This is a genomic window from Kitasatospora sp. NPDC059722 (genome assembly GCF_042733235.1).
GTDB lineage: Bacteria > Actinomycetota > Actinomycetes > Streptomycetales > Streptomycetaceae > Kitasatospora.
Map to the genome: position 1 here is coordinate 1 of NZ_JBHWGD010000061.1, position 24138 is coordinate 24138.

Genomic DNA, 24138 nt, shown 5'->3' on the forward strand with positions numbered 1-24138 from the left:
CTCGCCGTGCGCCCCACCGACAGCGCCCGCCCGCTGCCCACGCTCTTGCTGCGCGGCGCGGACCTGCGGGCCGGGGACCGGTCGCGAGCCCTCACCGAGGTCGCGGGGCGCGCCCGGGGGGGGGGCGGCCCAGGGTGTGTTGCACCACCCCGGTGGGGCGGGTGTTGATCGCCAGCCGGCCGGAGCTGGCGCGGGCCGGCAGCCCGGCCCGCTCCACCACCCAGAGCGGGAGCAGGATGAACAGCACGCAGTCGTGCAGCATCAGGATCGCGTTGGCGGCGGTGACCAGCAGGAACCGCCGGTCCCGGTAGGGCGATCCGCCCGTCGCGGCGGCCTCGGCCGGTGCGGCCCCGACGGCGGGCGCCGGCGCTTCGGCACCGCCCGCGACCCGGCCGGCCCGCACCACGGCGAGGGCCACCGCCGTGAAGGCCGCCGCGTTGAACAGGAACAGGGCGACGAACGCGGCCCGGGAGTGGGCGGCCTGCACCAGCGCGGCCAGCAGGAAGCCCGCGGTGAGGCCGATGTTGGTGATGGCCCGCAGCGAGGCCATGGTCTTCGTGCGCTCGGCGGCCCCCTCGAACTCGCCGACGATCACCTGCAGCAGCGGTGAACAGGCCCGCGCCGCCGCGATGGTGAAGCACGTGACGACGAGGTACCCGGCGTAGCTGCCGACCAGGGCGTACCCGATGAACCCGGCGCCGCGCGCGAGCGTGAGCGCGACGTAGACCGGGCGGGCGCCGAACCGGTCGGCGACCGGCCCGAAGACCAGCGGGCTGATCAGGCCCACGACGTTGGCGGAGGCGATCGCGGTGCCGACGGCGACGGCGCTGATGTTCAGGTAGTGGACGAAGTACAGCGTGGCGGTGGCCAGGTAGAGGCCGTTGGCCACGGCGTCCACGGTGGTGCCGGCGGCCATGATCCGGCCCTGCCGGGAGCCTGGCAGCAACGACGCAGTGAGCCGGCGCAGCAGACTCGCCGCCGGCGGGGCGGTGGCAGTCGTCGTCACTCGGACTCCACGGTGAAGCGGACCGAGTCGGCGAGTTCGCGGGCGAGCTTGCGGGCCTGGGCGGGGGTGTCGGCGCCGACGACGATGACGCCGGCCCGGTCCCCGGAGGTGCGCAGCGGGCGGACGGTGCCGCCGGGCGCGACGGCGAGTTCGGCGCGGAGCACGTCGGGGTGGGCCGCGGCCTCCTCCCAGCCGTCGACGGCGACGACCTTCCCCGGCGGCGGGGTGAGGTAGCGGGCGGCGGCGGCCCGGACCGGCGTCAGGTCGGCCGCTTCGCGCGGGAGGCCGAGCAGGTCGTCGTAGATGAGGCCGTAGACCTGGAACCCGGGGATCACGTGGCCGAGCATGCGGTGGATCCAGTCGCCGCCGTAGCGGTTGTGGACCTCGCCGAGCACGATGCCGTCGGGGCCGAGCCAGAGCTCGACGTGGAAGGCGCCGCGGCGCAGGCCGAGGACGTCGAGCGCCGCCGCGACCGTCCGCTCGATCTCCGTCCGCCGCGCGTCCGGGAGTTCGGCCGGGAGGATGTGGCCGACCTCGACGAAGAACGGCGGCTCGACCTTCTCCTTCTCGGTGACGGCGAGGACGACCGGCGCGCCGTCGAGGAAGAGCCCCTCGACGCTGTACTCGGCGCCCTCGACGAACTCCTCGACCAGGAACGGGCCGGTGCCGGGCAGCAGGGCGACGGCGTCCGCCAGCCCGTCCGGGCCGGTGATCCGGCTCACGCCCGTGCTGCCCATCGCGTCCCGGGGCTTGACGATCCAGGGCCCGGTGGACGCGGCGAGGAAGGCCGTGGCCTCGTCGGTGCCGGCGCAGAGGCGGACGGCGGGCTGGCGGAAGCCGGCCGCGGCGAGCGCCTCGCGGCAGGCGTCCTTGGTGCGCACGCGGTGGACGGCCTCCGGCGGGTTGCCCGGCAGCGCGAGGGCCTCGGCGGTGTCGGCGGCGGCGACCTGGGCCATCTCCTGGAGGGCGAGGACGGCGTCGAACCGGGTGCCGTCCGCGACCTGGCGGCGCGCCCAGGCGGCCGTCTCGCCGGGGACGGTGAAGTCCACCGCCGAGACGGCGCCGGCCCGGCCGGTCACCGCCTCCGTGGCGGCGAGCACCGCCTCCTGGTTGGTGAGGTGGGTGCGCAGCCCCCGCTCGTGGGCTTGGTCGAGGGCGAGTTCCGCCATGTCGAGGCCGAGCGACACCGCCCGTACCCCGCCGACCAGCAACAGCGTGGCGGGGTCGGTTCCTGCGGACATGCGAGGGCTCCTTGCTCCAGGGGGTGGGTGGTGCGTGGGTCAGGCGTCGTCGTCGGCGGGCGCGAGTTCGACCAGGACCTGCTCGGTGGCGACCAGGTCGCGCACGGCGCACGTGATCGCGGTGACGACGCCGGTGAAGGGCGCGAGGATGCGGTTCTCCATCTTCATCGCCTCGACGACGACGAGGGCGGCCCCCTCCTCGACCCGGTCGCCGACCTCGCAGAGGAGGCCGACCACGGTGCCCGGCATCGGCGTCTTGACGGCGTTGTCGGCGGCCGCGGCGCCCGCGCCGGCGACGCTCCGGTCGGCCAGGGCCACCCGGTGCCCGTCGATGCCGAGCTCCCAGCCGGCCGCGGTGCGCAGGCCCGTCCAGGCGAGGCCGTCGACGGTCCCGCGGAACAGGCCCGGGCTGCCGGGCACGGCGGTGGCGGCGACGGTGAACGGCCGGCCCTCGACCTGCACCTCGACGCTCGCGCCGCGGCGGGCGGTGAGGCCGACGCCCAGGGTTCGTCTGCCGTGCCGCAGTTCGACCCGCCCGAACGGCGCGACCGGGTCGAGCCGGCGGCGGTCGGACGGGCCGACGGTGCCCTGCCAGGGGGAGGCGGGGGCGCCGTCGAGCGGCGGGAGCTGCATCGCGGCCGCGCACGCGGCGGCGGCCTCGGCGCGCTCGGCCGGGGTGGTGCTGCCCTCCGCCGGGGTGGCGACCAGGGCGTCCACCAGGTGGGTGTCCATCCGGCCGGCGACGACGGCGGGCGCCCGCAGGAGCTCGGCGAGGAAGCCCAGGTTGGTGGTCAGGCCGAGCAGGGCGGTGCCGCGGACGGCGTCGGCCAGGCGGCGCAGCGCGGCCGGGCGGTCGGGCGCGTGGGCGATCAGCTTGGCGACCATGGGGTCGTAGAAGGCGGGCACCTCGGCGCCGCCGGTGAAGGCGGATCCGCCGTACTCCGGCTCGAAGGAGTCGAATCCGGCGTCGAGGCCGGTGTCGAATCCCGCGTCGAATCCGGCCGCGCCGGTGCCGTGGCCGGTCGCGGTGTCGTCGAAGGCGGCCTCGACCCGGACGCCGGCCGGCCAGCGCACCGCGGCGGCGCGGCCGGGCGCGGGGCGGAAGCCCTCGGCCGGGTCCTCGGCGTAGACGCGGACCTCGACGGCGTGGCCGGTGGCGGTGATCTCGTCCTGGGCGAGCGGGAGCGGCTGCCCGTCGGCGACGCGCAGCTGCCACTCGACCAGGTCGACGCCGGTGATCTCCTCGGTGACCGGGTGCTCCACCTGGAGGCGGGTGTTGACCTCCAGGAAGTAGCAGCGGTCGGCCGGGTCGACGATGAACTCGAAGGTGCCGGCGTTGACGTAGCCGAGCGAACGGGCGCCGCGGACGGCCGCTTCCAGGAGCTCGGCGCGGACGGCGTCGGGCAGGTTGGCGGCCGGGGCCTCCTCGACGACCTTCTGGTGGCGGCGCTGCAGCGAGCACTCGCGCTCGAAGAGGTGGACGACGTTGCCGTGGCGGTCGCCGAAGACCTGGACCTCCAGGTGGCGGGGCCGCTCGACGTAGCGCTCGACGAGCAGCCGGCCGTCGCCGAAGCTGCCGCGGCCGAGCCGGACGGCCTCGGCGACGGCGTCGGGCAGTTCGGCGGCGGCGCGCACGACGCGCATGCCCTTGCCGCCGCCGCCCGCCACGGGCTTGAGCATCACGGGGTAGCCGATCCGCTCGGCGTCGGCGAGGATCGCCTCCGCCGATTCGGTGGCGGTCTCGGAGCCGGGCAGGACGGGCACGCCGGCGGCGGCCATCAGGGCGCGGGCGGTCGACTTGTCGCCCATGGCCGTGATCATCTCGGCATCGGGGCCGACCCAGACCAGCCCGGCGGCGGCGACGGCCGCGGCGAAGCCGGGGTGCTCGGAGAGGAAGCCGTAGCCGGGGTGGACGGCGTCGCAGCCGGTGCGTAAGGCCGCGTCCACGAGCGCGGTGACGTCGAGGTAGCTCTCGGCGGCCGCGGCCGGCCCGATCCGGACGCGTTCGACGGCGCCTTCGAGGTGGGCGGAGCGGTGGTCCGCGTCGGAGTGCACGGCGACGTACTCGACGCCCAGGCGGCGGCAGGTGCGGGCGATCCGCCGGGCGATCTCGCCGCGGTTGGCGATCAGGACTCGTTTGATCATTTCGTCATCACATCCGGAACACGCCGAAGCGCGTCTCCTGCTTGGGAGCGTCGACGGACATGGCCAGGCACAGCGCCAGCCATTCGCGGGTCTCGGTCGGGTCCACCACGGCGTCCACCCACATCCGGGCGGCGTAGTAGAGCGGGTGGGACTGCCGCTCGTAGGTCTCGATGATGGGGCGCTTGATCGACTCCTCCTCCTCGGGGGAGAGGACCTTGCCCTCCTTCGCCAGCTGGTCGCTGCGCAGGAGCGCCATCACCGTCGCGGTCTGCTCGGCGCCGACCACCGTGGACTTGGCGCTCGGCCACATCGCCATCAGCCGCGGGCCCATCGAGCGCCCGCACATGGCGAGGTTGCCGGCGCCGTAGCTGCCGCCGACGACCAGGCTGAACTTGGGCACCTTGGCGGTGGAGACGGCGTTGACGAGCTTGGCACCGTGCTTGGCGATGCCGTCGGCCTCGTACTCGGCGCCGACCATGAAACCGTTGATGTTGTGCAGGAACAGCAGCGGGATGTCCCGCTGGGTGCACAGCTCGATGAAGTTGGCGGCCTTCTGGGCGCTCTCCGGGAAGAGGACGCCGTCGTTGATCAGGACGCCCACCGGGTAGCCGCCGATGTGGCCGGTGCCGCAGACGATCGTCGGGCCGTAGCGGGCGCGGTACTCGACGAGCTCGCTGCCGTCCAGCAGGCGGGCGAGGACGTCCCTGGCCGGGATGTGCTCGCGCAGGGTCGCGCTGACGATGCCGGGCAGTTCCGCCGGGTCGTACAGCGGCGGGCGCGGGGCCCGCGGCGGCGGGGCGAGTGCCGGGCGGCTGTCGCGGGCCATGATCTCCCGGACGATCGCGAGCGCGTGCTCGTCGTCCTCGGCCAGGTGGTCGGCCACGCCGCTGACCCGGGTGTGCAGGTCGGCGCCGCCGAGGGTCTCGGCGTCCACCATCTCGCCGGTGGCGGCGCGCACGAGCTGCGGGCCGCCGAGGAACACCGTGCCGGTGCCGCGCACGATCACCGTCTCGTCGCACATCGAGGGGATGTACGCGCCGCCGGCGGTGCAGCTGCCCATGACCGCGGCGATCTGCGGCAGGCCGAGGGCGGACAGCTCGGCGATGTTGCGGAACATCCGGCCCAGGTGGTGCTCGCCCGGGAACAGGTGCTCCTGCAGCGGGAGGTAGACGCCGCCGGAGTCGACCAGGTAGATGCAGGGCAGGCCGTTCTCGCGGGCCACGTTCTGGGCGCGCAGCTGCTTCTCGACGGTCAGCGGGAAGTAGCTGCCGCCCTTGACGGTCGCGTCGTTGGCGAAGATCACGGCCGGCCGGCCGCTCACCACGCCGATGCCGGTGACCAGGGCGGCCGAGGGCACGTGCTCGTCGTAGACCTCGTGCCCGGCCAGCTGGCCCAGCTCCATGAACGGCGTGCCCGGGTCCAGGAGCCGGTGCACGCGCTGACGGGCGGTCATCTTGCCGCGCTCGGTGTGGCGCCGCCGCGAGCGCTCGTCGCCGCCGGCCACGGCGGTGGCCCTGGCCCGCGCGATGACCTGCCGCTTCTCGTCGAACGCCGCCGAGTTGCGGCGGAACGCCTCGGAGGAGGTGTCGACGTGGGACTGCAGGACGGTCATCGGCGCTGCTCCTGGGCGCCTGCGGCCTTGGCTGCCAGGCCCTCGGCACGCAGGCCGTCGTTGAGGGCGGTGCAGAAGTCCCGGATCTCCGCCTCGGCCATGTTGGCGCGCAGCATCAGGCGCAGGCCGGCCTTGCCGCGGCCGATGACCGGGAAGAAGATCGGCGAGGTGTAGTAGCCGCGCTTCAGGAGCTCCCCGGCGAGGCGGATGGTGGCCTCCTCGGAGCCGATGTCCACGAAGCGGATCGGCAGGCCGTCGCCGCTGAACGAGGTGTCCACGAGCGAGTCGAAGAGGGAGATGTTGTCCTGCAGCCGCAGCTGGAGCTCCTTCAGCTCCGGGGAGCGGTGCAGTTCGACGGAGGCCATGACGGCGCCCAAGCCGGCGGTGTTGATGCGCTGCGACCACATCAGCGGGCCGCCGTTGCGCAGCGCGGTGTCACGGCGCTTCTGATCGCCGTTGCGGCCGAGGAAGATCGCCCCGCCGGACGCGCCGAAGCCCTTGTTGAGCGAAGTGATGATCAGCGTGCGGTCGTTCATGCCGCCGCGTGCGGCCATCTCCTCCAGGACGGCGCCGCGACCGCGCTCGCCGACGGTGGAGACGCCGTGTGCCTCGTCGAAGAACAGGAACAGCCCGTACTTCTCCTGGAGGCGCAGCAGTTCGGCGATCGGGGCGGCGCCGCCGGTGCTGTAGACGCCGTCGGCGACGAAGGCGACCTGCGGGTGCTTGCGGCAGAGGTCTTCCAGGGCCGCCATGTCGTTGTGCGCGATGGTGACGATCTCGGCCTCGTCGGCGACGGCGGGCTTGAGCGCGTTGAGGCAGAAGTGCGCGTTCTTGTCGAAGACCATCAGCGGCGGCACGTCGTCGGTGAGCAGTCCGGAGGCGAGCAGCGGCAGGCTCGCCCAGGCCGCGGCGGCGCACGAGGCGACGGTGACGGCCTCGACGTCGAACAGCTCGGACAGCGCGGTCTCGGCGTCGCGCAGCGAACCGAAGCGGATGCGCATGCGGGAGGTCGAGCTGTTGAGCGCGCCCTCGGCGAGCACCGCGTCGGCGGCGGCCCGCACGATCCGGGGGTGGGTGTCGAGGCCGAGGTAGGAGTAGGAGGACATGTTCACGAACTCGTGGCCGTCGGCCAGCGCCCGGTGCCGCCCGTCACCGAGACCGGACACCACGATGTCGAACATCCCGGCCTCGGAGGTGACCTCCCAGAAGTCGTGGCTGATCCGCGCGGACTTCTTGAGGTTCAGGTAAGTGTGCACGCCGGTTTCCTTGTCGGATTGCGGTACAAAAATGCAAGGCGAAGCCACCCGGAATGACGACGTCATTCGGGACCATCGGGGTCATTGGGGGAAAGGGCAACGCCGCTCAGCGAACGGAAGCATTGATCCAAAGAATTCAATACCCCGGAACGACTGTCAACCGGAAACTATTTGCCGCCTCGCAAAACGGACAGACCGGTATGCGCCGGGTGCACCGGAAAATATTTGCCGGTCGGCCGCCATTGACACCCCTCGGGCCATTGGATAAAAACCGGGGCGCATTGTGCCGACCGACCGGTCGGGTGGGAACCCGGGATTACCGGATCGGGACGGCGGCGCCCGAGACGCGGACGCGGGCGTCGCCCTCGCGCAGCTCGACGTGCAACAGACCCGGGCGGCCGAGGTCCTCGCCCTGGTGGAGCGTCAGGACGGCCGGCGCGCCGACGGCGCCCAGCTCGCGCAGGTAGGCGCCGAACGCGGCGGCGGCCGTGCCGGTGGCCGGGTCCTCCACCACGCCGCCGACGGGGAACGGGTCGCGGACGTGGAAGACGTGCGCGCTCTCCCGCCACACCAGCTGGAGGGTCAGCAGGTCCCGGGCCGTCATGTAGGCGGCGAGGCCGTCGAAGTCGTACGCGAGGCGGGCCAGGCGGTCGCGGGTGGCGGCGGCGAGCACGAGGTGACGGGCTCCGGCGTAGGCGACGCGGGGCGGCAGGTCCGGGTCCAGATCGGCGGCGGCCCAGCCGAGGAGGGCGAGCGCCTCGGCGACGTCGCCCTCGCTCACGTCCTCGACCTTCGGCTCGACGCTGGTGAGGGTGGCGCTCAGCACGCCGTCCGCGTCCGCCGCCACCTCGACCGGGACCTCCCCGGCCGCGGTGGTGAAGACGAACCGCCCGGGGCCGGTGCGCGCGGCGAGGGCGACGGCCGAGGCCACGGTCGCGTGCCCGCAGAACGGCACCTCGGCGAGCGGGCTGAAGTACCGGACGGCGTAGGCGCCGCGGCCGGTGCCGGGGGTGAGGAAGGCGGTCTCCGAGTAGCCGAGCTCGGCGGCGATGGCGAGCATCCGCCCGTCGGACAGCCCGGTGGCGTCCGGGACGACGCCGGCCGGGTTGCCGCCCTCCGGGCGGGTCGCGAAGGCGGTGTAACGGAGGATCTCGGGAGTGGTCGAGGACGTGTCACGGGTCATGCCCGACGAACGCGGGCCGCCACGGCCGTGTTCCCCCCGGTCACCGTTCCCCCGGTCACCGCAGGACGGCCTCCAGCAGGTCGGAGCCCAGCCGGGCGCTGCCGGCCAGGTCGAGCTCGTACAGCATGTACCGCCCGCGCCGCCGGGTGACCAGCAGTCCGGCCTTGCGCAGCACGGCGAGGTGGCGGGAGACCTCGGGGGCCGAGAGCTGCCAGGCGGCCGCGAGTTCGCCGGTGGTGTGCGGGCCGCGGGCGATCGTCCGGGCCAGGCGCAGCCGGATCGGGTGGGCGAGCGCCTCCAGCCGCTGCTGGACGAGCGCCAGCGAAACCGGCTCCGGCAGCCCGGCCTCGGCCACGGGGTACTGGACGACCGGCCGCCAGCCCGGGGCGTGCACGACGAGCAGGTGCGGACGGCCGAACGCGGTCGGGATGAACGTCACTCCCCCGCTCGCCACCCCACTGGTGGCGTTGTCCTGGAGCTTGTCGACGACGATCCGGCGCCGGCCGTCCGCGCCCTGCTCCAGCGCGACGGACGGCGAGACCGCCGCGAGCGCCTCGCCGGCGCCGCGCAGGCGCACCAGGTCGGCCTTGCGCCGGGCGTCGGCGGCGAGGTCGGGCAGGACGCGCTGCCAGGCGTCGGCGAAGAACGCCGACCCGCAGTCCTCCAGCATCCGTCGCACCAGGGCGCGTACGGCGGGCGGATCGGCCAGCAGCCGGTCCGCGAAGGCGGCCTGACGGGGGCCGCGGGCGAGGGCGAGCTCGCGGGCCCGCTCGTTCGCGACGGGATCGCTCAGCGGGGAGGCCATCCGCCGGGTGAGCCTGGAGGAGCCGCACGTGGTGATGAGCGCGGCGGTGACGTACAGCTCGTCGTCGACCCGGTCGACGGCGTCGAGCTCCTCCGCGAGGGTGGCGCCGGGCAGGCCGGGCACGAGGAAGTCCGCGCGGGAGGAGCGCCAGAGGAAGTCCGCCTCCAGCAGCCGCTCCGACAGCTCGGGCGGGATCGTCGCGGCCGTGGAGGAGGCCCAGCCGTGCAGCGCGGGGTGGTGCCCGGGCTCGGCGAGGACGTGCAGCATCGCGTTCAGCTCGGCGAGCGGGGACGGCGTGAAGACGAGGCGCTCGTCGGGCAGTCCGGTGATGTCGATGGTCAAACTCACGGAAGGAATCCTCCCACCAGGCCTGATGCACCCCGTCGCCGATTGACGCGAACCGTCAATCGACGTGCCCCGGCGGCCGGCCGGGGCGCACGGTGTCGGCCATGAGCCTGATCCAGGAGAAGTCCGTCCACGACCACGCCGCCGCCCGGGCCGGTGAGCCGCCCGCGCCGCCGGTCGGCACGACCCGCCGCGGCCCGTCCGCCCTCCTCGCCCTGCTCACCGCCGCCGGCGGGCCCCGCTACGCCGCCGCCCTGCTCGTGGACGCGGTGGGCACCGGCCTGCTGCGCCCGTTCCTGCTGCTCTACGGCATCGAGGTGCTGCACCTGACCGCCGGCGGGGCCGGCCTCGCGATGACCCTCGGCATGGTCGTGGGCCTCATGGTGGTGCCGCTGACCGGCCGGTGGATCGACCGGGGCGCCCGCACCCTGCCGGCCGCGGCGACGCTCGCGGTGCGGTCGCTGGGCGCGCTCGCGCTGCTCGCGGCCGGCGGCCTGCCCGGCTTCACGGCGGCGGCCGTGCTGATCGGCGTGGGCAGCCAGTCCTGGCCGGCCACCCACGCCGCCGTGGTCAGCACCCTGACCGAGGGCCGGCTGCGGGACGCGGCGCTGGCCGCCGGGCGCTCGCTGCGCAACGCCGGGATGGGCGCGGGCGCGCTGCTGGCCACCGTCGCGGTGACCGGCGGCGAGGGCGCGATCCGGCTGCTCGCGGGCGTGACGGGCGTGACGTGCCTCGGCGCCGCCGCCCTCGTCCGCTCGCTGCGGGTGACGGCTCCGCCCGCTCCCTCCGCTCCCGTCGGCGCTCCGCAGGCCGGCCCCCGCACGCCGATGCGGCGGATCACCCTGCTCAGCCTCGCCAACGTGCCGTACGCCTTCTGCTTCGACGTGCTGGAGGTGGCCCTGCCCGCGCTGCTCGTGCTGCACCTCCAGGCCTCGCCCGCGTGGTCGTCCGGCGTCTTCGTGGGCAACACGGTGCTGGTGCTCGCGCTCCAGCTGGCCCTGGTGCTGCGCCTCGCGCACCGGCCGCGGCGCGTGGTCATGGCGGCCGCCGGGTTCGCGCTGTCGCTGTCGTTCCTGGGCTTCTGGGCGGCCGGTTCGCTGGGCGGCACGCCGGGCGCGGCGGGCATCGCGGTGGTCGCGGTGCTGTTCACGCTGGGCGAGATCCTCTACACCGGCTCCGGCACGGCCCTGGTGGCGGCCGTGGCGCCGCCGCACCTGCTCGGGCGGGCGCTGGCCCGCTGGGAGCTGTCGATGGGCGTGGGCAGGGCGGCGGCACCCGCGGTGCTGACGGCCCTGCTGGCGGCCGGGCCCGGGGTGCTGTGGTCCACGCTGGCGGTCGCCACGCTCGCGGGCGCGGTGGCGGTGCTGCGGCTGGGACCCGCGGAGTGACGCCGGCCGCGGCGGCCCTTCCCGGGATGCGGACGGGCCGCCGAGCACCGATCCTGGGCGCGACGCCTGCCCGTGGAAGGAACACGCATGAGCGCGCTTGATTTCGAGGTCATCGACAGCCCGGACAGCTCCCTCAACAAGACCTCCGTCCTCGTCACCGGCCCGAACGACGCCCTGCTGGTGGACGCCGGCTTCACCCGCTCCGACGGCCGTCGCCTCGCCGAACGGATCCGGGCCACCGGCAAGCGGCTCACCACGGTGTTCGTCAGCCACGGCGACCCGGACTTCTACTTCGGTGCGCAGGAGGTCCAGGACGCCTTCCCCGAGGCCCGCTTCCTCGCCACCCCGTCCACCGTCCAGCACATCCAGGACACCTACGAGGCCAAGCTCGGGGCCTGGGCGCACCTCGGCCCCGAGCTGCCCACCCGGCTCGTGCGGCCCGAGCCCCTGCACGGCGACGAACTCGTCTTCGAGGGCCACCGGTTCGAACTGCGCGGCGCCGACTTCCACCTGCCCGACCGGCACTACCTGTGGCAGCACCACCACCACGCCGTCCTCGGCGGCGTACTGCTGTTCGAGGGCCTGCACGTGTGGACCGCCGACACCCCCGCCCCCGAGCAACGGGCGGCCTGGATCGACCTGTTGGACGGCATCGAGGCGCTGGAACCGCAGTTCGTCGCGGCCGGCCACCGCACCGCCGGCGCGCCCACCAACCTCACCTCCGTCTTCCACACCCGCGACTACCTGCGCGCCTTCGAGACCGAGATCGGCCGTTCCCCGGACGCCGCCGCGGCCAGACAGGCCCTGGAGAAGCGCTTCCCGGACCTCGGCCTGGCGATCGCCGTCGACCTCGGCACGAAGGTCGTCATGGGCGAGACGACCTGGGGCTGAGCCACGATGATCGAGATCCCGCGCGGGACCGCCGCGTTCAACGAGTCCACCGCCCCCGCCGACGTCGTCCGCCGCCAGTACCTCGCCTCCGCCCGCGGCGACCTCGCCGCCCTGCGCGCCACCCTCGCCGACGACATCGAGTGGACGGAGATGGCCGGCTTCCCCCTCGCCGGCACCTACCGCACCCCCAAGGGCGTCACCGGCAACGTGATGGAACGCCTCGCCGCCGAGTGGCACGACTGGACGGCCCACGACGACACCTACGTCGTGGACGGCGAGAACGTCGTCGTCCTGGCCCGCTACACGGCCGTCCACAAGACCACCGGCAAACCCCTCGCGGTGCGCGTCGCCCACCACTTCGTGGTGCGCGGCGGCCGCATCGTGCGCTTCGAGCAATTCACCGACACCGCCCTGGTCCGCGACGCGACACAACCGTAGGCCACGCCCCCCACCTGACTTCACCCGAACGGGGGAGCCGGTGGCGGCGCGCCCGGCGCGGTCTCGACAGGCCACCGGCGAGGCGGCAGGCTGGCCGTCGATCCGGGCCGGAGAGCGAGGAGTTCAGCATGGGAACCGCGGACGACAGCGGACGTGAGCGGCCGATCGTCATCGTCGGCGCGTCGCTCGGCGGGGCCAAGGCCGCGCAGGCGCTGCGCGAGGCCGGGCACCGGGGCGGCATCGTCCTGATCGGCGAGGAGCACGAGCGCCCGTACGAGCGGCCGCCGCTGTCCAAGGGCTACCTGCTCGGCAAGACGCCCCGCGAGAAGATCTACGTCCACCCGCCGCAGTGGTACGCCGAGAACGACATCACGCTGCGCCTCGGCACGGCCGTCTCCGCGATCGACCCCGCCGCGCACACCGTCACCCTCGTCGACGACGGGCGGATCGAGTACGCCAAACTCCTGCTCACCACCGGCTCGGTGCCGCGCCGCCTGCCGGTGCCCGGCGCCGACCAGGACGGCGTGCTCTACCTGCGCCGGGTCGAGGACAGCGACCGGATCAAGGCGGCGCTGCGCCCGGGCGCCCGGGTCGTGGTGATCGGCGCCGGCTGGATCGGCCTGGAGACCGCCGCCGCGGCCCGGGAGGCCGGCGCCGAGGTCACCGTGCTGGAGGCCGCCGAACTCCCGCTGCTGCGCGTGCTCGGCCGCGAGGTCGCCCAGGTCTTCGCCGACCTGCACCGCTCGCACGGCGTCGACCTGCGCTTCGAGGTCCGCGTCGAGGAACTCACCGGCGCCGACGGCACGGTGACGGGCGTCCGGCTCGGCGACGGCAGCACCGTCCCGGCCGACGTCGTCATCGTGGGCATCGGCATCGCGCCCGCCACGGCCCTCGCCGAGGCCGCCGGCCTGGAGACCGACAACGGCATCACGACCGACGAGCACCTGCGCACCTCCGCCCCCGACGTCTACGCGGCCGGCGACGTCGCCAACGCCTACCACCCGCTGTTCGCCCGCCACATCCGCGTCGAGCACTGGGCCAACGCCGTCAACCAGCCCCAGAGCGCCGCCCGCGCGATGCTCGGCGGGGACGACGCCGGGTACGACCGCGTCCCGTACTTCTTCACCGACCAGTACGACCTCGGCATGGAGTACGTCGGCTACGTCGACCCGGGCGGCTACGACCGCGTGGTCTTCCGCGGCGACCCGGCCACCCGCGAGTTCATCGCCTTCTGGCTCGCCGACGGCCGGGTCCTCGCCGGCATGAACGTCAACGTCTGGGACGTCACCGACCCGATCCGCGAACTCGTCCGCTCCCGGCGGGTGGTGGACCCGGCCCGCCTCGCCGACCCGGCGGTCCCCCTCGGCGAGGTGTAGGGGCCCGGGAGGGGCGCGACCGCTTCTGGGCGGGCACATGGGGCCGCCCGAGCTCGGAGAGCTCGAACCGACACGATCGCCGGGGCCCGAACCGGTGTCAGTGCGGCGACGAGGGCGGGACCCACGGGTGGGTGCCGGACTCGTTCGGGGTGCTCGCAGGGGGGCCTGCGGGGGCGGGCGGATCGCCTGCCGGACCGGTGGGGTCGGGCGTCGTCGGTGGCGGGGCCGGTTCGGTCCGGTCCCGCCGCAGTGCGACCAGGGACACGACCGCGGTGAGCACGGCGGCGATGGCCGACAGCAGTCCCGCCAGCGCACTGACGAGTGCCGTGATCTCCGCGGTGCGGTCGACGGGTTGGCCCTCGCCGCACAGGCACGGGAAGTGGATGGCCTGGAAGAAGGCCAGGACACCGCCGGCCACGAGCAGGAAGGCCAGCACGCCGAGGCCCGCCGCCACGCGCATCCGGCGGACGAACCAGCGCGGACGCGCCGCGACGGCCCGGACCCGATCAGGACGCGGACGCCAGTCGAACTCGCCGTTGCTGCGGTCGGATTCCACCACGCCAGGGTAGTCCCGGGGGACGGGCCACGTGTCCATTTCAGGACGTGACCACCGCTCGGCCGACGGCTGACGAACTGCCCGTCCGTGATACTGGAGGTCCTGGGACGGCGGCGCGGGCAGGGAGGCGTGGTGGGTGGGACGGCCGGGTTCGCCGTGGTGGTGTTCGGCGGGCTGGGGGGCGTGGTCGCGTACCTGGCCGGGGTGGTCGGGTTGCGGGAGGTGCGGCGGCTGCGGCGGGTCGGGGTGCCGGTGCGGGCGCTGGTGCGCGAGCGGGTGCCGACGCCCGAGGACCGGGTCTCGCCGCCGCGTCCGCTGCTGCAGTTCGAGACCGAGGACGGCCGGGTGGTCGAGGTCTTCTCCCCCGTCCCGTCCACCCGGCGTCACCCCCTGCCGGACGGCGGCCACGTGCCGCTGCGCTACGACCCGGCCGACCCGCGCCAGGTGCTCGTCGAGGGGCGCGAACGGCGGCCGCTGGAGTACGGGTTCATCGCGCTGGGGCTGTCGATGGTCCTGATCGCGCTCGTCCTGGCGGTCGTGGCGCTCTAGGCGGACCGGACCGCCTCAGGCCCCGACGGTGGCGAGGGCCGGACGGAAGCCCGTGCTCGCCCCGAGGATCGGCTGGGGATCGGACCAGACGCTCCCGCCGGGGTCGAACCGGTTCCACCAGATGCGCTGGTCGCCGTCCGCCCCCTTCCACGTCATGACGGTGGAGCCGCCGTAGACGGCGAGGGCGGGCCCGACGCCGCTGCGCGCCCCGGGCACCGGCTGGGGCGGGGTCCACACCGTCGAGGACGGGTAGAGCCGGCTCCACCAGATGCGCTGGTCGCCGTCCACCCCCTTCCACGCCATGAGCAGTCCGCCGCCCGGCTGCCCGGCCAGGGCGACCCCGGCGCTGGTGGCGGCGCCGTCGACCGGCTGCGGCCCGGTCCAGGAGTTGCTGCCCGTCGAACCGCCCTGGTAGCTGTTCCACCAGATGCGCTGGTCGCCGTCGACGCCCTTCCACGCCATGCACGGCACGCCGTACGGCCCACCGCTGCGGTCGACCGCCAGAGCGGGCCCGAAGCCACTGGACGCCCCGGGGACCGCCTGCGGTGCCGTCCACCCGCCGTAGTAGCTGTTCCACCAGATCTGCTGGTCCCCCGTGACGCCCTTCCACGCCATGAAGACCCCGGCGTAGTCGGTCAGCGCCGGGCCGACGCTGCTCGCGGCACCCGGCACCTGCTGGGGTGCGGACCAGGCGCCCCCGTCGAACGAGTTCCACCAGATCCGCTCGTCGCCGAGGACACCCTTCCAGGCCATGAACAACGGCCCGCCCCACGGCCCGGCCAGGGCGACCCCGGCACTGGTGGCGGCGCCGTCGACCGGCTGCGGCCCGGTCCAACCGGTGCCGTTCACAAGCCGGTTCCACCAGATGCGCTGGTCCCCGTCGACGCCCTTCCACGCCATGAACGTGCTCCCGTCGGCGACGCCCGCGAGATTCGGCAGCCGCTCGGCACCGGCCGCGACCGGCACCACCGATCCGCCGACTCCGGCCACGGCCACGGCCGTTGCCCCCAGGCGGAGCAGACGCCTCCGGCTCAACCCCGAGCTCAGAGCTTCTTGCGACACTGTTGACCCTCCGTCACATGAGAGGTGCTCGTCGAACCCTGTGTGCGCCGGGGAGCGTACGGAAGCCACTATGACACGGGCGAACGGCGCCCGGGGGAGGCCGAGTTCAGCCGCCCTAGTCCCGGCTCGCCCGCAGCGCCGACGGGGTGGTGCCCGTGTGGAGGCGCATCGTGCGGGTGAGGTGGCTCTGGTCGGCGAAGCCGCAGAGCTGGGCGATCGCGGCGATGGGGGTGTCGGTGGTGAGCAGGGCCCGGCGGGCGTGTTCGAGGCGCAGGCGGACGAGGTACTGGTGCGGCGACTGGCCGGTCGAGGCGCGGAACGCCCGGGTGAAGTGGGACGGGCTGACGCCGGCCACGGCGGCGAGGTCGGTGAGGGAGAGCCGGCCGTCGAGGTAGCCGTTCATGTGGTCGACGACCCGGTCGAGCCGCTTCGGGGTGAGGCCGCCGTCCCGTTCGGGCAGGCCGGGGCCGCGGGTGGCGGCGGTGCGGATGAGGTGGGCGGCGAGGGCCTGGAGCAGGGACTGCGCGTAGAGCGGGTCGGCGGGGCGGGGGCCCTCGTACTCGGCGACCAGGCGCTCGACGAGCATGGCGAGGAACGGGTCGGTCAGGTGGAAGCGCGGGGCGAGTTCCAGCGGCCCCGGCAGGTCGCTCTCGGTGGCGAGCTTCTCCAGCCAGGCCGGTTCGAGGGCGACGATCATGAGTTCGGCGTCCTGCCCCCAGCGCGGGCGGGAGGCCCAGCCGGCCGGGTTGATCAGCGCCTGGCCGCGGTGGAAGCGCTCGCGCCGGGGCCGGCCGTCGGCGGACCAGGCGAGGTCGGCCGAGGTGCCCGCGTGCACGGCGAGGACGTGCCGGGTGGGCCCGTCCTCCATCGGGGAGTCCCCGGTGGCGGCCCGTTCGAGGCCGCGCTCGACCACGGCCTCGTCGAGGTCCTGGCCGCTGCCGGAGAGCCGGAGCAGGTGCGGCTTGATGGCGGACAGGGACGTCGCGTGGGTGGTCATACCGTCGATTCTGGTCCGTCCGGGGGACGGATGACGACCGCGGGCGGCGGCGGATCCGGGTGCCGCGCGAGATCGTGAGCGGTTCGTTCCAGGGGGCGCCGGATCGTTCAAGCCCCGGACGGGCCTCGCGGCGGACAGTGGTGCGGCGAACACATCCCCCATCTGGCGAGGAGCCGTAGATCATGAGCAGCAACCACTCCCTGGCCGGCAAGGTCGTCCTGGTCGGCGCCGGTGCGAAGAACCTCGGCGGACTGATCAGCCGCACCGCGGGCGCCGACGGCGCGAAGGTCGTCGTGCACTACCACTCGGACGGGACCGCGGCGGACGCCGAGGCGACGGTCGCCGCGGTCAAGGCCGCCGGCGGCGAGGCGGTGGCCGTGCAGGGCGACCTGACGAAGCCCGCCGAGGTGGAGCGCGTCTTCGCCGTCGCGAAGGAGACCTTCGGCGGCGTCGATGTCGCCGTCAACACGGCCGGCATGGTGCTGCGCAAGCCGATCGTGGAAACCACCGAGGCCGAGTACGACGTGATGCACGCCGTGAACGCCAAGGCCGCGTACTTCTTCATCCGCGAGGCGGGCAGGCAGCTGAACGACGGCGGCAAGGTCGTCACGATCCTGACGTCGCTGCTCGCCGCGTTCACCGACGGCTACTCCACCTACGCGGGTGCCAAGGCCCCGGTCGAGCACTACACGCGGGCCGCGGCCAAGGAGTTCGCCGCGCGCGGGATCTCGGTGAACAACGTCGCCCCGGGCCCGATGGACACCCCGTTCTTCTACGGCCAGGAGACCCCGGAGCGCGTGGCGTTCCACAAGTCGCAGGCGATGGGCAACGACCTGACGAAGATCGAGGACATCGTCCCGATCGTCACGTTCCTCGCCACCGACGGCTGGTGGATCACCGGCCAGACCCTCTTCGCCAACGGCGGCTACACCACCCGCTGATCCGAAAGACGCGCCCCGGCGCTGCCCGGGGCCCGTCGGGTCCGGGGCAGCGCGCCGTCACGTGATGACCGCCGTCGTCGCGGCCGTGGCGGCGGTGACGGCGGTGATCGCCGCGATCGCGGCCTGCATGTTCCGGATCGCCTCGCCGACCGGTCCGCTCGCCCACTCGCCGGCCGCGATGGCCGCGAACCGCGGCTCGACCTCCTTGCGGGGCAGGTCGGGGAAGGCCAGGCGGTGCAGGCGGGTCGCGTGGATCAGGGCGATCAGCGTGGCGGTGCGGGCGTCCGGGTCCTCGCCGCGCAGGACGGCGGCGGCGAGGCGCTCGCGCAGTTCGCGCTCGACCGTCGGGTCGGCCTCGGGGTAGCGGCGGACCGGGAAGATGCCAAGGGCGCGGTGGCGCTCCTCGGTGATCAGGCCGCGCTCGCACAGGCGCTGGACGGCGTCGCGGACGGCGGTGGGGCGGTCCGTGGTGAGCCAGCCGGACGCCTTCCCCGCTCCCCGACCCGCGCCCTTGCGCTCGGCCCACTCGGCGAGCCGGTCGAGGCGGCCGTCCAGGAGCGGGTCGCCGGTGGGGGTGCGGTCGGCGACGGCGAGCCGGCCGTCGTCGACGGTGACGCGCCCGGCCAGCACGAGGTCCGCGAGGATGCCGCCCGCGACGGCCCAGCCCGCGCTCGCCGCCTCCTTCGCGACGCCGGACTCGTCGTCCAGCGAGAGCAGCATCAGTTCTTCGCCGATGGTCACCTGCATGTCCCGGCCCCTTCCGTGGTTCGTGATCATTGTTCCAGGAGGCCCTCGGGGCCCGTGAGGTCGGCCCCCAGGGTCTCGGCGAGGCGGCGCGCCCGGGTGTCCTCGCGCAGCAGCGTCCGGAGCAGGGCGTCGGTGTCGCGGGCGCCGGCCAGGTAGGCCTCGACGGAGCGCGGGTCGGCGGGCAGCGGCAGCCCGCCGTCGGCGAGGGCGGCGTGCGCGCGGGCGTGGTCGAGGCCGAGCCGGGCGGCGAGTGCGGAGTCCTCACCGTCCGCCGAGCCGCCCGCCGAGCCGTCCGCCGGGCCGCTGTCCGGGTCGCCGCCCGGGGACTGCCGCTGGTGGCGGGCGACCTCGTGCAGGGCGAGGACGGCGAGCAGGACGTGTTCGGTGCCGGGCGAGCGCCGGCCGAGGCGTTCGGCCTGGGCGTCGGTCTCCCGCCGGACGGCGGCGAGGGCGGCTCCGGCGGCGGCCGGGCGCGTCAGCATCCGTTTCCAGCGCGGCTGCCGGCCCGCGCGGTGGGCGAGGACGGCGTCCCGGGTGGGGCGCAGCAGGGGGTGGAGGCCGCCGCGGGCCGCCGGGGCGTCGAGGTGCGCGAGGACGGCGGCGGGGGCGACGCCGCAGCGGGCGAGCAGTTCGGCGGCGCGGTTGCCGGGGTCCGCGAGGACGGCACGCAGGACGTGTTCGGCGGTGAACCTCGGGGCGTGTTCGTCACGGGCGTGGTCCATCGCCGCGCCGAGGGCGTGGGCGGCGGCGGCGGAGATCCGGCGCTCGGCGTCCGCGAGCCCGCCGTCGTCGGCCGTCCACTCCACGTGGCGGTCGCGCAGGGCGGCGTGCAGGGCGGGCGCGGGCGCTCCGGCGGCGGTGAGGGCTCGGGCGGCGCCGCCGCCGGCGTCGGCCGCGGCGGCGAGCAGGTGTTCGGTGCCCAGCCGCCCGCCGCTGACCTGCCGCGCGGTGTCCAGGACGTCCAGCGCCCGCCGGTCCGGTTCCAGTGTCGTCTCCATGCCGGCCCTCCCCATTCCTTGGCCGCGACCATACGTCGAATTTGCCTTCACTTTGCCGAATTCGACGTAGGGAACGCGTCAAGAAGTCCCGGCGCGGACCGGGGAAGCCGCCGACCAGGCACGAAGGTCTGCCCGTTCGGGCAGCGGTCCCGAGTGGGGCGGCGCTTACCGTGGACGGGTGAGCGTACGGGCGGGGGCACGGCGGGGCGGAGCGTCGGGGGCAGGCCCGGGGATGGCGCCCGGCACGAGCCCGGTGGCACACACTCCCGCCGCCGCTCTGCTGTCCCTGCAACGGGCGGCGGGGAACGCGGCCACCACCGCGCTCGTCCGGTCGGTGCGATCCGCGCCCACGGCCGTCGTCCAGCGCGTCGACGGCGTCGTCCAGCGCGTCGACGGCGCGGACACGGCTCCCGTGAGCGATCCGGAGGCGCTCGCGGCCGTCAACGCGCTCCCCGCGCACGTCCTGAGCGGGGGCGGCGGGGTCCCGCTCACCACCGACACGCAGAAGGGGCACTTCCTGCGGGCCGGCCTCGGCTGGTTCGGCACGGCGGCCGCGCTCGTCGCCCACTACTCCGCGATCGAACAGTCCGCGGTGCCCGGCCGGCCCTGGCTGCACCGCGACGCCAAGGCCCGGCTGGAGGGGGTGGCGACGGCGCTGGAGGGCCCGATGCCGTCGTCCAGCACCGCCTTCGCCTTCCGCAAGTCCTTCGACGCGAACACCAAGTTCACCCCGGCGTCCATGCACACCCTCGGGTACGCCATCGACTACGACGCCACGAACATGCCGCAGATCGGCAAGGCCGAGACCGCGGAGCTGGTCCGGTCCGTCACCGGCGCGGAGAGCCACGCCGACCTGGGCGAGTACGGGCAGCGCAGGGCGTTGATCCGCGCGACCGGCGACGCGACCGCCGGGGACCCGGACGCCGCGCCCTCCCCCGCCGCCCAGGCGCACTTCGACCGGCTGCGCGCCGAGTCCGGGCGCCTCGCGCAGACCTCGGCGGCCTTCCAGGCCTCCCTCGGCGACAACCGCGACGCCTTCCTCGACCTGCGCACCCGCTACTTCGAGGCCGCCACCGACGCCGACCGCGCCGCCCTCCTCGCCCAGGTGCCCGCCCTCATCGCACCCTGGACGGCGGCGATCACCGCCGAGGAGCAACGGATCGCCCGGGCCGCCGCCGCGGCCGGTCTCGACGCGGCCGACCTGCCGAGCCGCCAGCGGCTCACCACCCAACTCGCCAACCTCGACGCGGTGAAGGCCGCCGCCGTCCGCGACCAGCGGGCGGTCCGGCACTCCGCCGAGCCGGCCGAGACGAGCCCGGCCGGCCGCCGGCTCGCACAGTGGGAGCAGAAGCTCGACCTGACGGCCTCCGGCGGCTACGCGGACCGGCTGACCGCCGTCGTCAACGCGGCCGAGGACCGCCGCACCGCGCTCGCCCCGCTGCTCGGCGCCCGCGAGCAGGCCGCGACGCTCACCTCCCTGCGCGCCAAACTCGCGACTCCCGCCTACCTGTTCGGGCAGAAGAAGGCGGGCAAGAAGGGCACCCGGCCGACCACGGCCGCCGCCGTCGCCTCCCCCTCGATGGCGCAGCTGGTCGAACGCGGTTTCTACAACCCCCGGGAGCGGACGGCCGGTTCGGAGCACTTCGACGCCGAGTTCCTGGTGCAGCTGGCGCGGCACGGCTTCGACGGCGGCCTGGCCTGGGGCGGGGAGTCCACCGACTCCATGCACATGGAACTGGTCGTCGACCGCCCGGCGGCCCAGCCCCCGGCCGGTGCGCACCCGTAGCGCGCCGCACCGCCACCGGCCCCGGCCCCGGCCCCGGCCCCGGCCCCGGCCCTGGCCCGCGATCGGCATATTCGCGGCCCGGCATATCCGGCGACAGGGCGGCCCCGTTCCAGTAGTCTACCAACGATCACACTGAGTGATCATCATGGAGCTCTACCAGTGCGGGGGGAGCTGACCCTCGATGCACGATCGCGCCCACCACATCCACTCCGCCCCAGGTGATCCGGCACGGACCTCCTGGGTGATCCGCGACCACCTCCTCGACCGGCTGGCCCGCGCCTCGCCCGGTGCCCTGACGCTCCTGGTCGCACCCGCCGGCTACGGAAAGACGACGCTGCTCGCGCAGCACCTCGAACGGTTCCCGGGCACGATCGTGCGGTGGCGCCCCTGGCGCGGCACGAGCGAGGCCGGGGCCGTGCTCTCCGCCGTCCGCCACGCGCTCGGCGGCGGCGCCGGACCGCTCACCGTCGAGAGCGTGCTGCGCCGCGTGGAGCGGCGGCCGGGCCCGGTGCTGCTCGCCGTCGACGACCTGCACCTGATCCACGGGACCGAGGCCGAGGCCGCGCTGGAGGAGATCGCGCTGCTCGCCCCGCCCAACCTCCGCCTCCTGCTGGCCGGCCAGCGGCTGCCCCAGTTCAACCTGACCCGCTGGGAGCTCGCCACGAGCACCGTCCTCGGCCCCGCCGACCTGCGGCTGCGCTCCGACGAGGTCCGCCGGCTGCTGCACGACGCGCACGGCGGCCGGCCCTCCGCCCGGCAGACGGCGCAGGTGGACGGGCTCACCCAGGGCTGGCCCGCCGCGCTGCGGCTGGCCGGCCCCGCGCTCCTGCACCCGCCGGAGGCCGTCGCGGCCGTCGTCGGCTCCCTCACCCACGCCTACCTGGAGCGCGAGGTGATCCGGCCGCTCCCGGAGCGGCTCGTGCGCTTCCTGGAGCAGGTCAGCCCGCTGTCGCGGCTCGACGCGGCACGGTGCGACGCGCTCGTCGGCGGCACGGAGAGCGCCTGGCTGCTGGGCGTCCTGGCCGACGAGCGCGGCCTGCTCAGGCGCGACCCGGCCGACGGCACCTTCCACTGGGGCCCGCTGCTCCGCGGCCACCTGCTGCGTCGCCGGCCGACCGGGACCACCGGCGGCGGGCGGGAGCGCCCGCCGTACCGCGGCGTCGCGCCGACGGCCGCACCCGCGCCTGCCGTCGAATCGGCCACGCTGTCGCTGCGCTGCTTCGGCGGTTTCGAACTCACACTGGGGGAAAGGGACTTGACCTGGACGGCGATCCGCCCCCGGGCCCGGGCGCTGCTGCGGCTACTGGCGATCCACGCCGGCCAGCCCGTCCACCGGGAGCTGCTGGTCGAGGCACTGTGGCCCGAGCGCCCGCCCGCCACCGCCGCGCGCTGCCTGCACGTCGCCGTCTCCGCGCTACGGACCTTCCTGGAGCCCGGCGTCACCCGCGGCGGATCGCGGCTGCTGGTCCGCTCCGGCGAGGCCTACCTGCTGCGCATCCCCCCGGAGGGCAGCTACGACCTGCGGCGGTTCGAGACCTCGCTCGCGGAGGGCCGGGACGCCGAGGCGGCCGCCCGGCCGGAGGCGGCGGCCCGGGCCCTCCGCGCCGCGCTGGACGCGTACGCCGGGGAGCTGCTGCCCGAGGACGGTCCGGCGGAGTGGGTCGTGGAGCGCAGGGAGCACTACCGGCACGCCGCCGCCGAGGCCGCGCTGGTCCTCGCCAAGCTCGAACTCGCCCGCGGGCGGCCGGTCGCGGGCGCCCGGGCGGCGGCCCGCAGCGTGCAGATCGACCCGTTCCGGGACGACGCCTGGCAGACGCTGATCGTCGCCCACGAGCGGAGCGGGGAGACGGCGGCGGCCGAGCGCAGCCGGAAGGGGCACGCGCGGATGCTGCTCTCGCTCGGGCTCCCGGCCGCCCCGGTGGAAGTGATCTGATGTACAGTCAATTTCCGTAACCCTCATGGGCGTTCGAAGAACTCCACCTCGGCGACGGCCACCCTGCGGTCCGGTCCCGTGCCGTAGGCGGCGTCGACCGTCAGGCGGATCCGCACCACGTCGCCGACGGCGAGGTGGAAGCGCTGCTCGCCCGGCGCGTCGGCCGGGTGGACGGTCCGGGTCGTCGCCCTGCCGTCCGGGCCGGTCAGGGTGACGGTGAGTTCGCGCGGGCGGGCCTGGGTGAGGAACTGCTCGGCGGTGGTCGAGGTGCCGGGGTAGACCACGAGGTCGAGCAGCCGGAACGGCGACGCGAAGTCCATCTCCAGGTACTCGCCGCGGCCGTCCCCGGGGCGGGCGGGCGCCCAGTAGCGGTCGGTGGTCCCGTCGACGGCGAGCGCCGCCGGGTGGGCCGGGTCCTCGCTGGAGGCCCGGACCGCGGTGGGGTGGACCTGCTGCGGCGTGGCGAGCCGGTCGCGGACCACCTCGACGCCGGCGGCCAGCTCACCCCGGTACGCGTAGCCCCCGGCGGCGAGCAGCGCCACCAGCACCAGCGGCACGACGAACCGCGGGCGGCGCAGCCGGCGCACGCGCGGACGGTCCCCCGCGACCGGGCCCGGCCTCGGCCGGCGGACGAACGGCCGCCGCCACCACGGCGGCTTCGGCGCGACCCGGGCGTCTTCGAGCGGGTCGCCGCAGCGGCGGCAGTAGCGCCGGGTGGGCACATTGCCGGTGCCGCACTGGCCGCAGATCAGATCGCCGGGGGCGATCGGCTCCCGGTCGTGCCCCGGCCCGGGGGGGCGCGGCGGCGGGGGCGCGCGCCGCGCCAAACACGCCGTCCTGGGGTGGGGGGGGGCGGGCGCGCGGGCCCCCCCCCCCCCCCCCC

The 24138-nt window shown here is 75.0% G+C and carries 21 protein-coding genes; 8 read left to right on the forward strand and 13 right to left on the reverse strand.

Going from position 1 to position 24138, the window contains the following annotated elements; translation table 11 throughout:
* Positions 1 to 91: 91 nt before the first annotated feature.
* The 7 genes from ACFV4F_RS30735 to ACFV4F_RS30765 form a co-directional block, all read right to left on the reverse strand.
* Positions 92 to 1006 carry an MFS transporter gene (locus ACFV4F_RS30735; protein WP_380507325.1) on the reverse strand — a complete coding sequence of 305 codons (915 nt, stop codon included), beginning with the start codon at positions 1004 to 1006 and terminating at the stop codon, positions 92 to 94.
* Complete coding sequence (locus tag ACFV4F_RS30740) at positions 1003 to 2247, reverse strand: ATP-grasp domain-containing protein (RefSeq protein ID WP_380507327.1); 1245 nt, start codon at positions 2245 to 2247, stop codon at positions 1003 to 1005. The genes ACFV4F_RS30735 and ACFV4F_RS30740 overlap by 4 nt, the downstream gene beginning before the upstream one ends.
* A gap of 39 nt (positions 2248 to 2286) precedes the next feature.
* Positions 2287 to 4392 (reverse strand): biotin carboxylase N-terminal domain-containing protein, encoded by a 2106-nt coding sequence (locus ACFV4F_RS30745; RefSeq protein WP_380507330.1) that lies wholly within the window; start codon positions 4390 to 4392, stop codon positions 2287 to 2289.
* A 7-nt stretch (positions 4393 to 4399) separates the two neighbouring features.
* The gene (locus ACFV4F_RS30750) at positions 4400 to 6004 is read right to left on the reverse strand and encodes a carboxyl transferase domain-containing protein (protein ID WP_380439247.1); all 1605 of its coding nucleotides are present in this window, start codon (positions 6002 to 6004) and stop codon (positions 4400 to 4402) included.
* Complete coding sequence (locus tag ACFV4F_RS30755; protein WP_380439248.1) at positions 6001 to 7260, reverse strand: aminotransferase class I/II-fold pyridoxal phosphate-dependent enzyme; 1260 nt, start codon at positions 7258 to 7260, stop codon at positions 6001 to 6003. Before ACFV4F_RS30755 ends, ACFV4F_RS30750 begins: the two co-directional genes overlap by 4 nt.
* Positions 7261 to 7576: 316 nt before the next feature.
* Positions 7577 to 8443 (reverse strand): PhzF family phenazine biosynthesis protein, encoded by an 867-nt coding sequence (locus tag ACFV4F_RS30760; RefSeq protein ID WP_380507332.1) that lies wholly within the window; start codon positions 8441 to 8443, stop codon positions 7577 to 7579.
* A 55-nt stretch (positions 8444 to 8498) separates the two neighbouring features.
* A complete protein-coding gene (locus ACFV4F_RS30765) occupies positions 8499 to 9596 on the reverse strand; it encodes a DUF5937 family protein (protein WP_380439251.1) in 1098 nt (365 codons plus the stop codon).
* 101 nt (positions 9597 to 9697) lie between these two features.
* Between ACFV4F_RS30765 and ACFV4F_RS30770 the strand changes: the two genes are divergently transcribed.
* The 4 genes from ACFV4F_RS30770 to ACFV4F_RS30785 all read left to right on the forward strand — a co-directional run bounded on the left by ACFV4F_RS30770 (position 9698) and on the right by ACFV4F_RS30785 (position 13686).
* A complete protein-coding gene (locus tag ACFV4F_RS30770) occupies positions 9698 to 10981 on the forward strand; it encodes an MFS transporter (protein ID WP_380507335.1) in 1284 nt (427 codons plus the stop codon).
* A gap of 87 nt (positions 10982 to 11068) precedes the next feature.
* Entirely contained in the window at positions 11069 to 11872 is an 804-nt protein-coding gene (locus ACFV4F_RS30775) for an MBL fold metallo-hydrolase (RefSeq protein WP_380507337.1), read from the forward strand.
* Positions 11873 to 11878: 6 nt separating this feature from the next.
* Positions 11879 to 12310 carry a nuclear transport factor 2 family protein gene (locus ACFV4F_RS30780; RefSeq protein ID WP_380507340.1) on the forward strand — a complete coding sequence of 144 codons (432 nt, stop codon included), beginning with the start codon at positions 11879 to 11881 and terminating at the stop codon, positions 12308 to 12310.
* A gap of 128 nt (positions 12311 to 12438) precedes the next feature.
* Positions 12439 to 13686: an NAD(P)/FAD-dependent oxidoreductase gene (locus ACFV4F_RS30785; RefSeq protein WP_380507342.1), complete on the forward strand. Its 1248-nt coding sequence runs from the start codon at positions 12439 to 12441 to the stop codon at positions 13684 to 13686.
* A 97-nt stretch (positions 13687 to 13783) separates the two neighbouring features.
* Here the strand turns inward: ACFV4F_RS30785 and ACFV4F_RS30790 are convergent, their stop codons facing one another.
* Complete coding sequence (locus ACFV4F_RS30790; protein WP_380495380.1) at positions 13784 to 14242, reverse strand: hypothetical protein; 459 nt, start codon at positions 14240 to 14242, stop codon at positions 13784 to 13786.
* 132 nt (positions 14243 to 14374) lie between these two features.
* On the opposite strand from ACFV4F_RS30790, the gene ACFV4F_RS30795 reads away from it, so the two are divergent.
* Complete coding sequence (locus tag ACFV4F_RS30795) at positions 14375 to 14791, forward strand: DUF3592 domain-containing protein (protein WP_380448083.1); 417 nt, start codon at positions 14375 to 14377, stop codon at positions 14789 to 14791.
* Positions 14792 to 14806: 15 nt separating this feature from the next.
* On the opposite strand, the gene ACFV4F_RS30800 is transcribed toward ACFV4F_RS30795, so the two are convergent.
* Together ACFV4F_RS30800 and ACFV4F_RS30805 are read right to left on the reverse strand one after the other, a co-directional pair.
* Positions 14807 to 15787, reverse strand: coding sequence for a hypothetical protein (locus ACFV4F_RS30800; RefSeq protein WP_380507345.1), 981 nt, complete (start codon positions 15785 to 15787; stop codon positions 14807 to 14809).
* A 181-nt stretch (positions 15788 to 15968) separates the two neighbouring features.
* The gene (locus tag ACFV4F_RS30805) at positions 15969 to 16850 is read right to left on the reverse strand and encodes a helix-turn-helix domain-containing protein (RefSeq protein WP_380495374.1); all 882 of its coding nucleotides are present in this window, start codon (positions 16848 to 16850) and stop codon (positions 15969 to 15971) included.
* Between the two features lie 182 nt (positions 16851 to 17032).
* Here ACFV4F_RS30805 and ACFV4F_RS30810 point away from each other — a divergent pair, with 182 nt between their 5' ends.
* Positions 17033 to 17791 (forward strand): SDR family oxidoreductase, encoded by a 759-nt coding sequence (locus tag ACFV4F_RS30810; protein ID WP_380448089.1) that lies wholly within the window; start codon positions 17033 to 17035, stop codon positions 17789 to 17791.
* A 57-nt stretch (positions 17792 to 17848) separates the two neighbouring features.
* On the opposite strand, the gene ACFV4F_RS30815 is transcribed toward ACFV4F_RS30810, so the two are convergent.
* Together ACFV4F_RS30815 and ACFV4F_RS30820 are read right to left on the reverse strand one after the other, a co-directional pair.
* On the reverse strand, positions 17849 to 18538 hold the full coding sequence (locus ACFV4F_RS30815) for a GPP34 family phosphoprotein (protein ID WP_380507347.1): 690 nt from the start codon (positions 18536 to 18538) through the stop codon (positions 17849 to 17851).
* A 26-nt stretch (positions 18539 to 18564) separates the two neighbouring features.
* Positions 18565 to 19536 carry a Clp protease N-terminal domain-containing protein gene (locus ACFV4F_RS30820; protein WP_380507350.1) on the reverse strand — a complete coding sequence of 324 codons (972 nt, stop codon included), beginning with the start codon at positions 19534 to 19536 and terminating at the stop codon, positions 18565 to 18567.
* A gap of 253 nt (positions 19537 to 19789) precedes the next feature.
* On the opposite strand from ACFV4F_RS30820, the gene ACFV4F_RS30825 reads away from it, so the two are divergent.
* On the forward strand, positions 19790 to 21322 hold the full coding sequence (locus tag ACFV4F_RS30825; RefSeq protein ID WP_380507353.1) for a hypothetical protein: 1533 nt from the start codon (positions 19790 to 19792) through the stop codon (positions 21320 to 21322).
* 181 nt (positions 21323 to 21503) lie between these two features.
* Complete coding sequence (locus tag ACFV4F_RS30830) at positions 21504 to 23255, forward strand: BTAD domain-containing putative transcriptional regulator (RefSeq protein ID WP_380448096.1); 1752 nt, start codon at positions 21504 to 21506, stop codon at positions 23253 to 23255.
* A 23-nt stretch (positions 23256 to 23278) separates the two neighbouring features.
* On the opposite strand, the gene ACFV4F_RS30835 is transcribed toward ACFV4F_RS30830, so the two are convergent.
* The gene (locus ACFV4F_RS30835; RefSeq protein WP_380507356.1) at positions 23279 to 24082 is read right to left on the reverse strand and encodes a discoidin domain-containing protein; all 804 of its coding nucleotides are present in this window, start codon (positions 24080 to 24082) and stop codon (positions 23279 to 23281) included.
* Between the last annotated feature and the right edge of the window lie 56 nt (positions 24083 to 24138).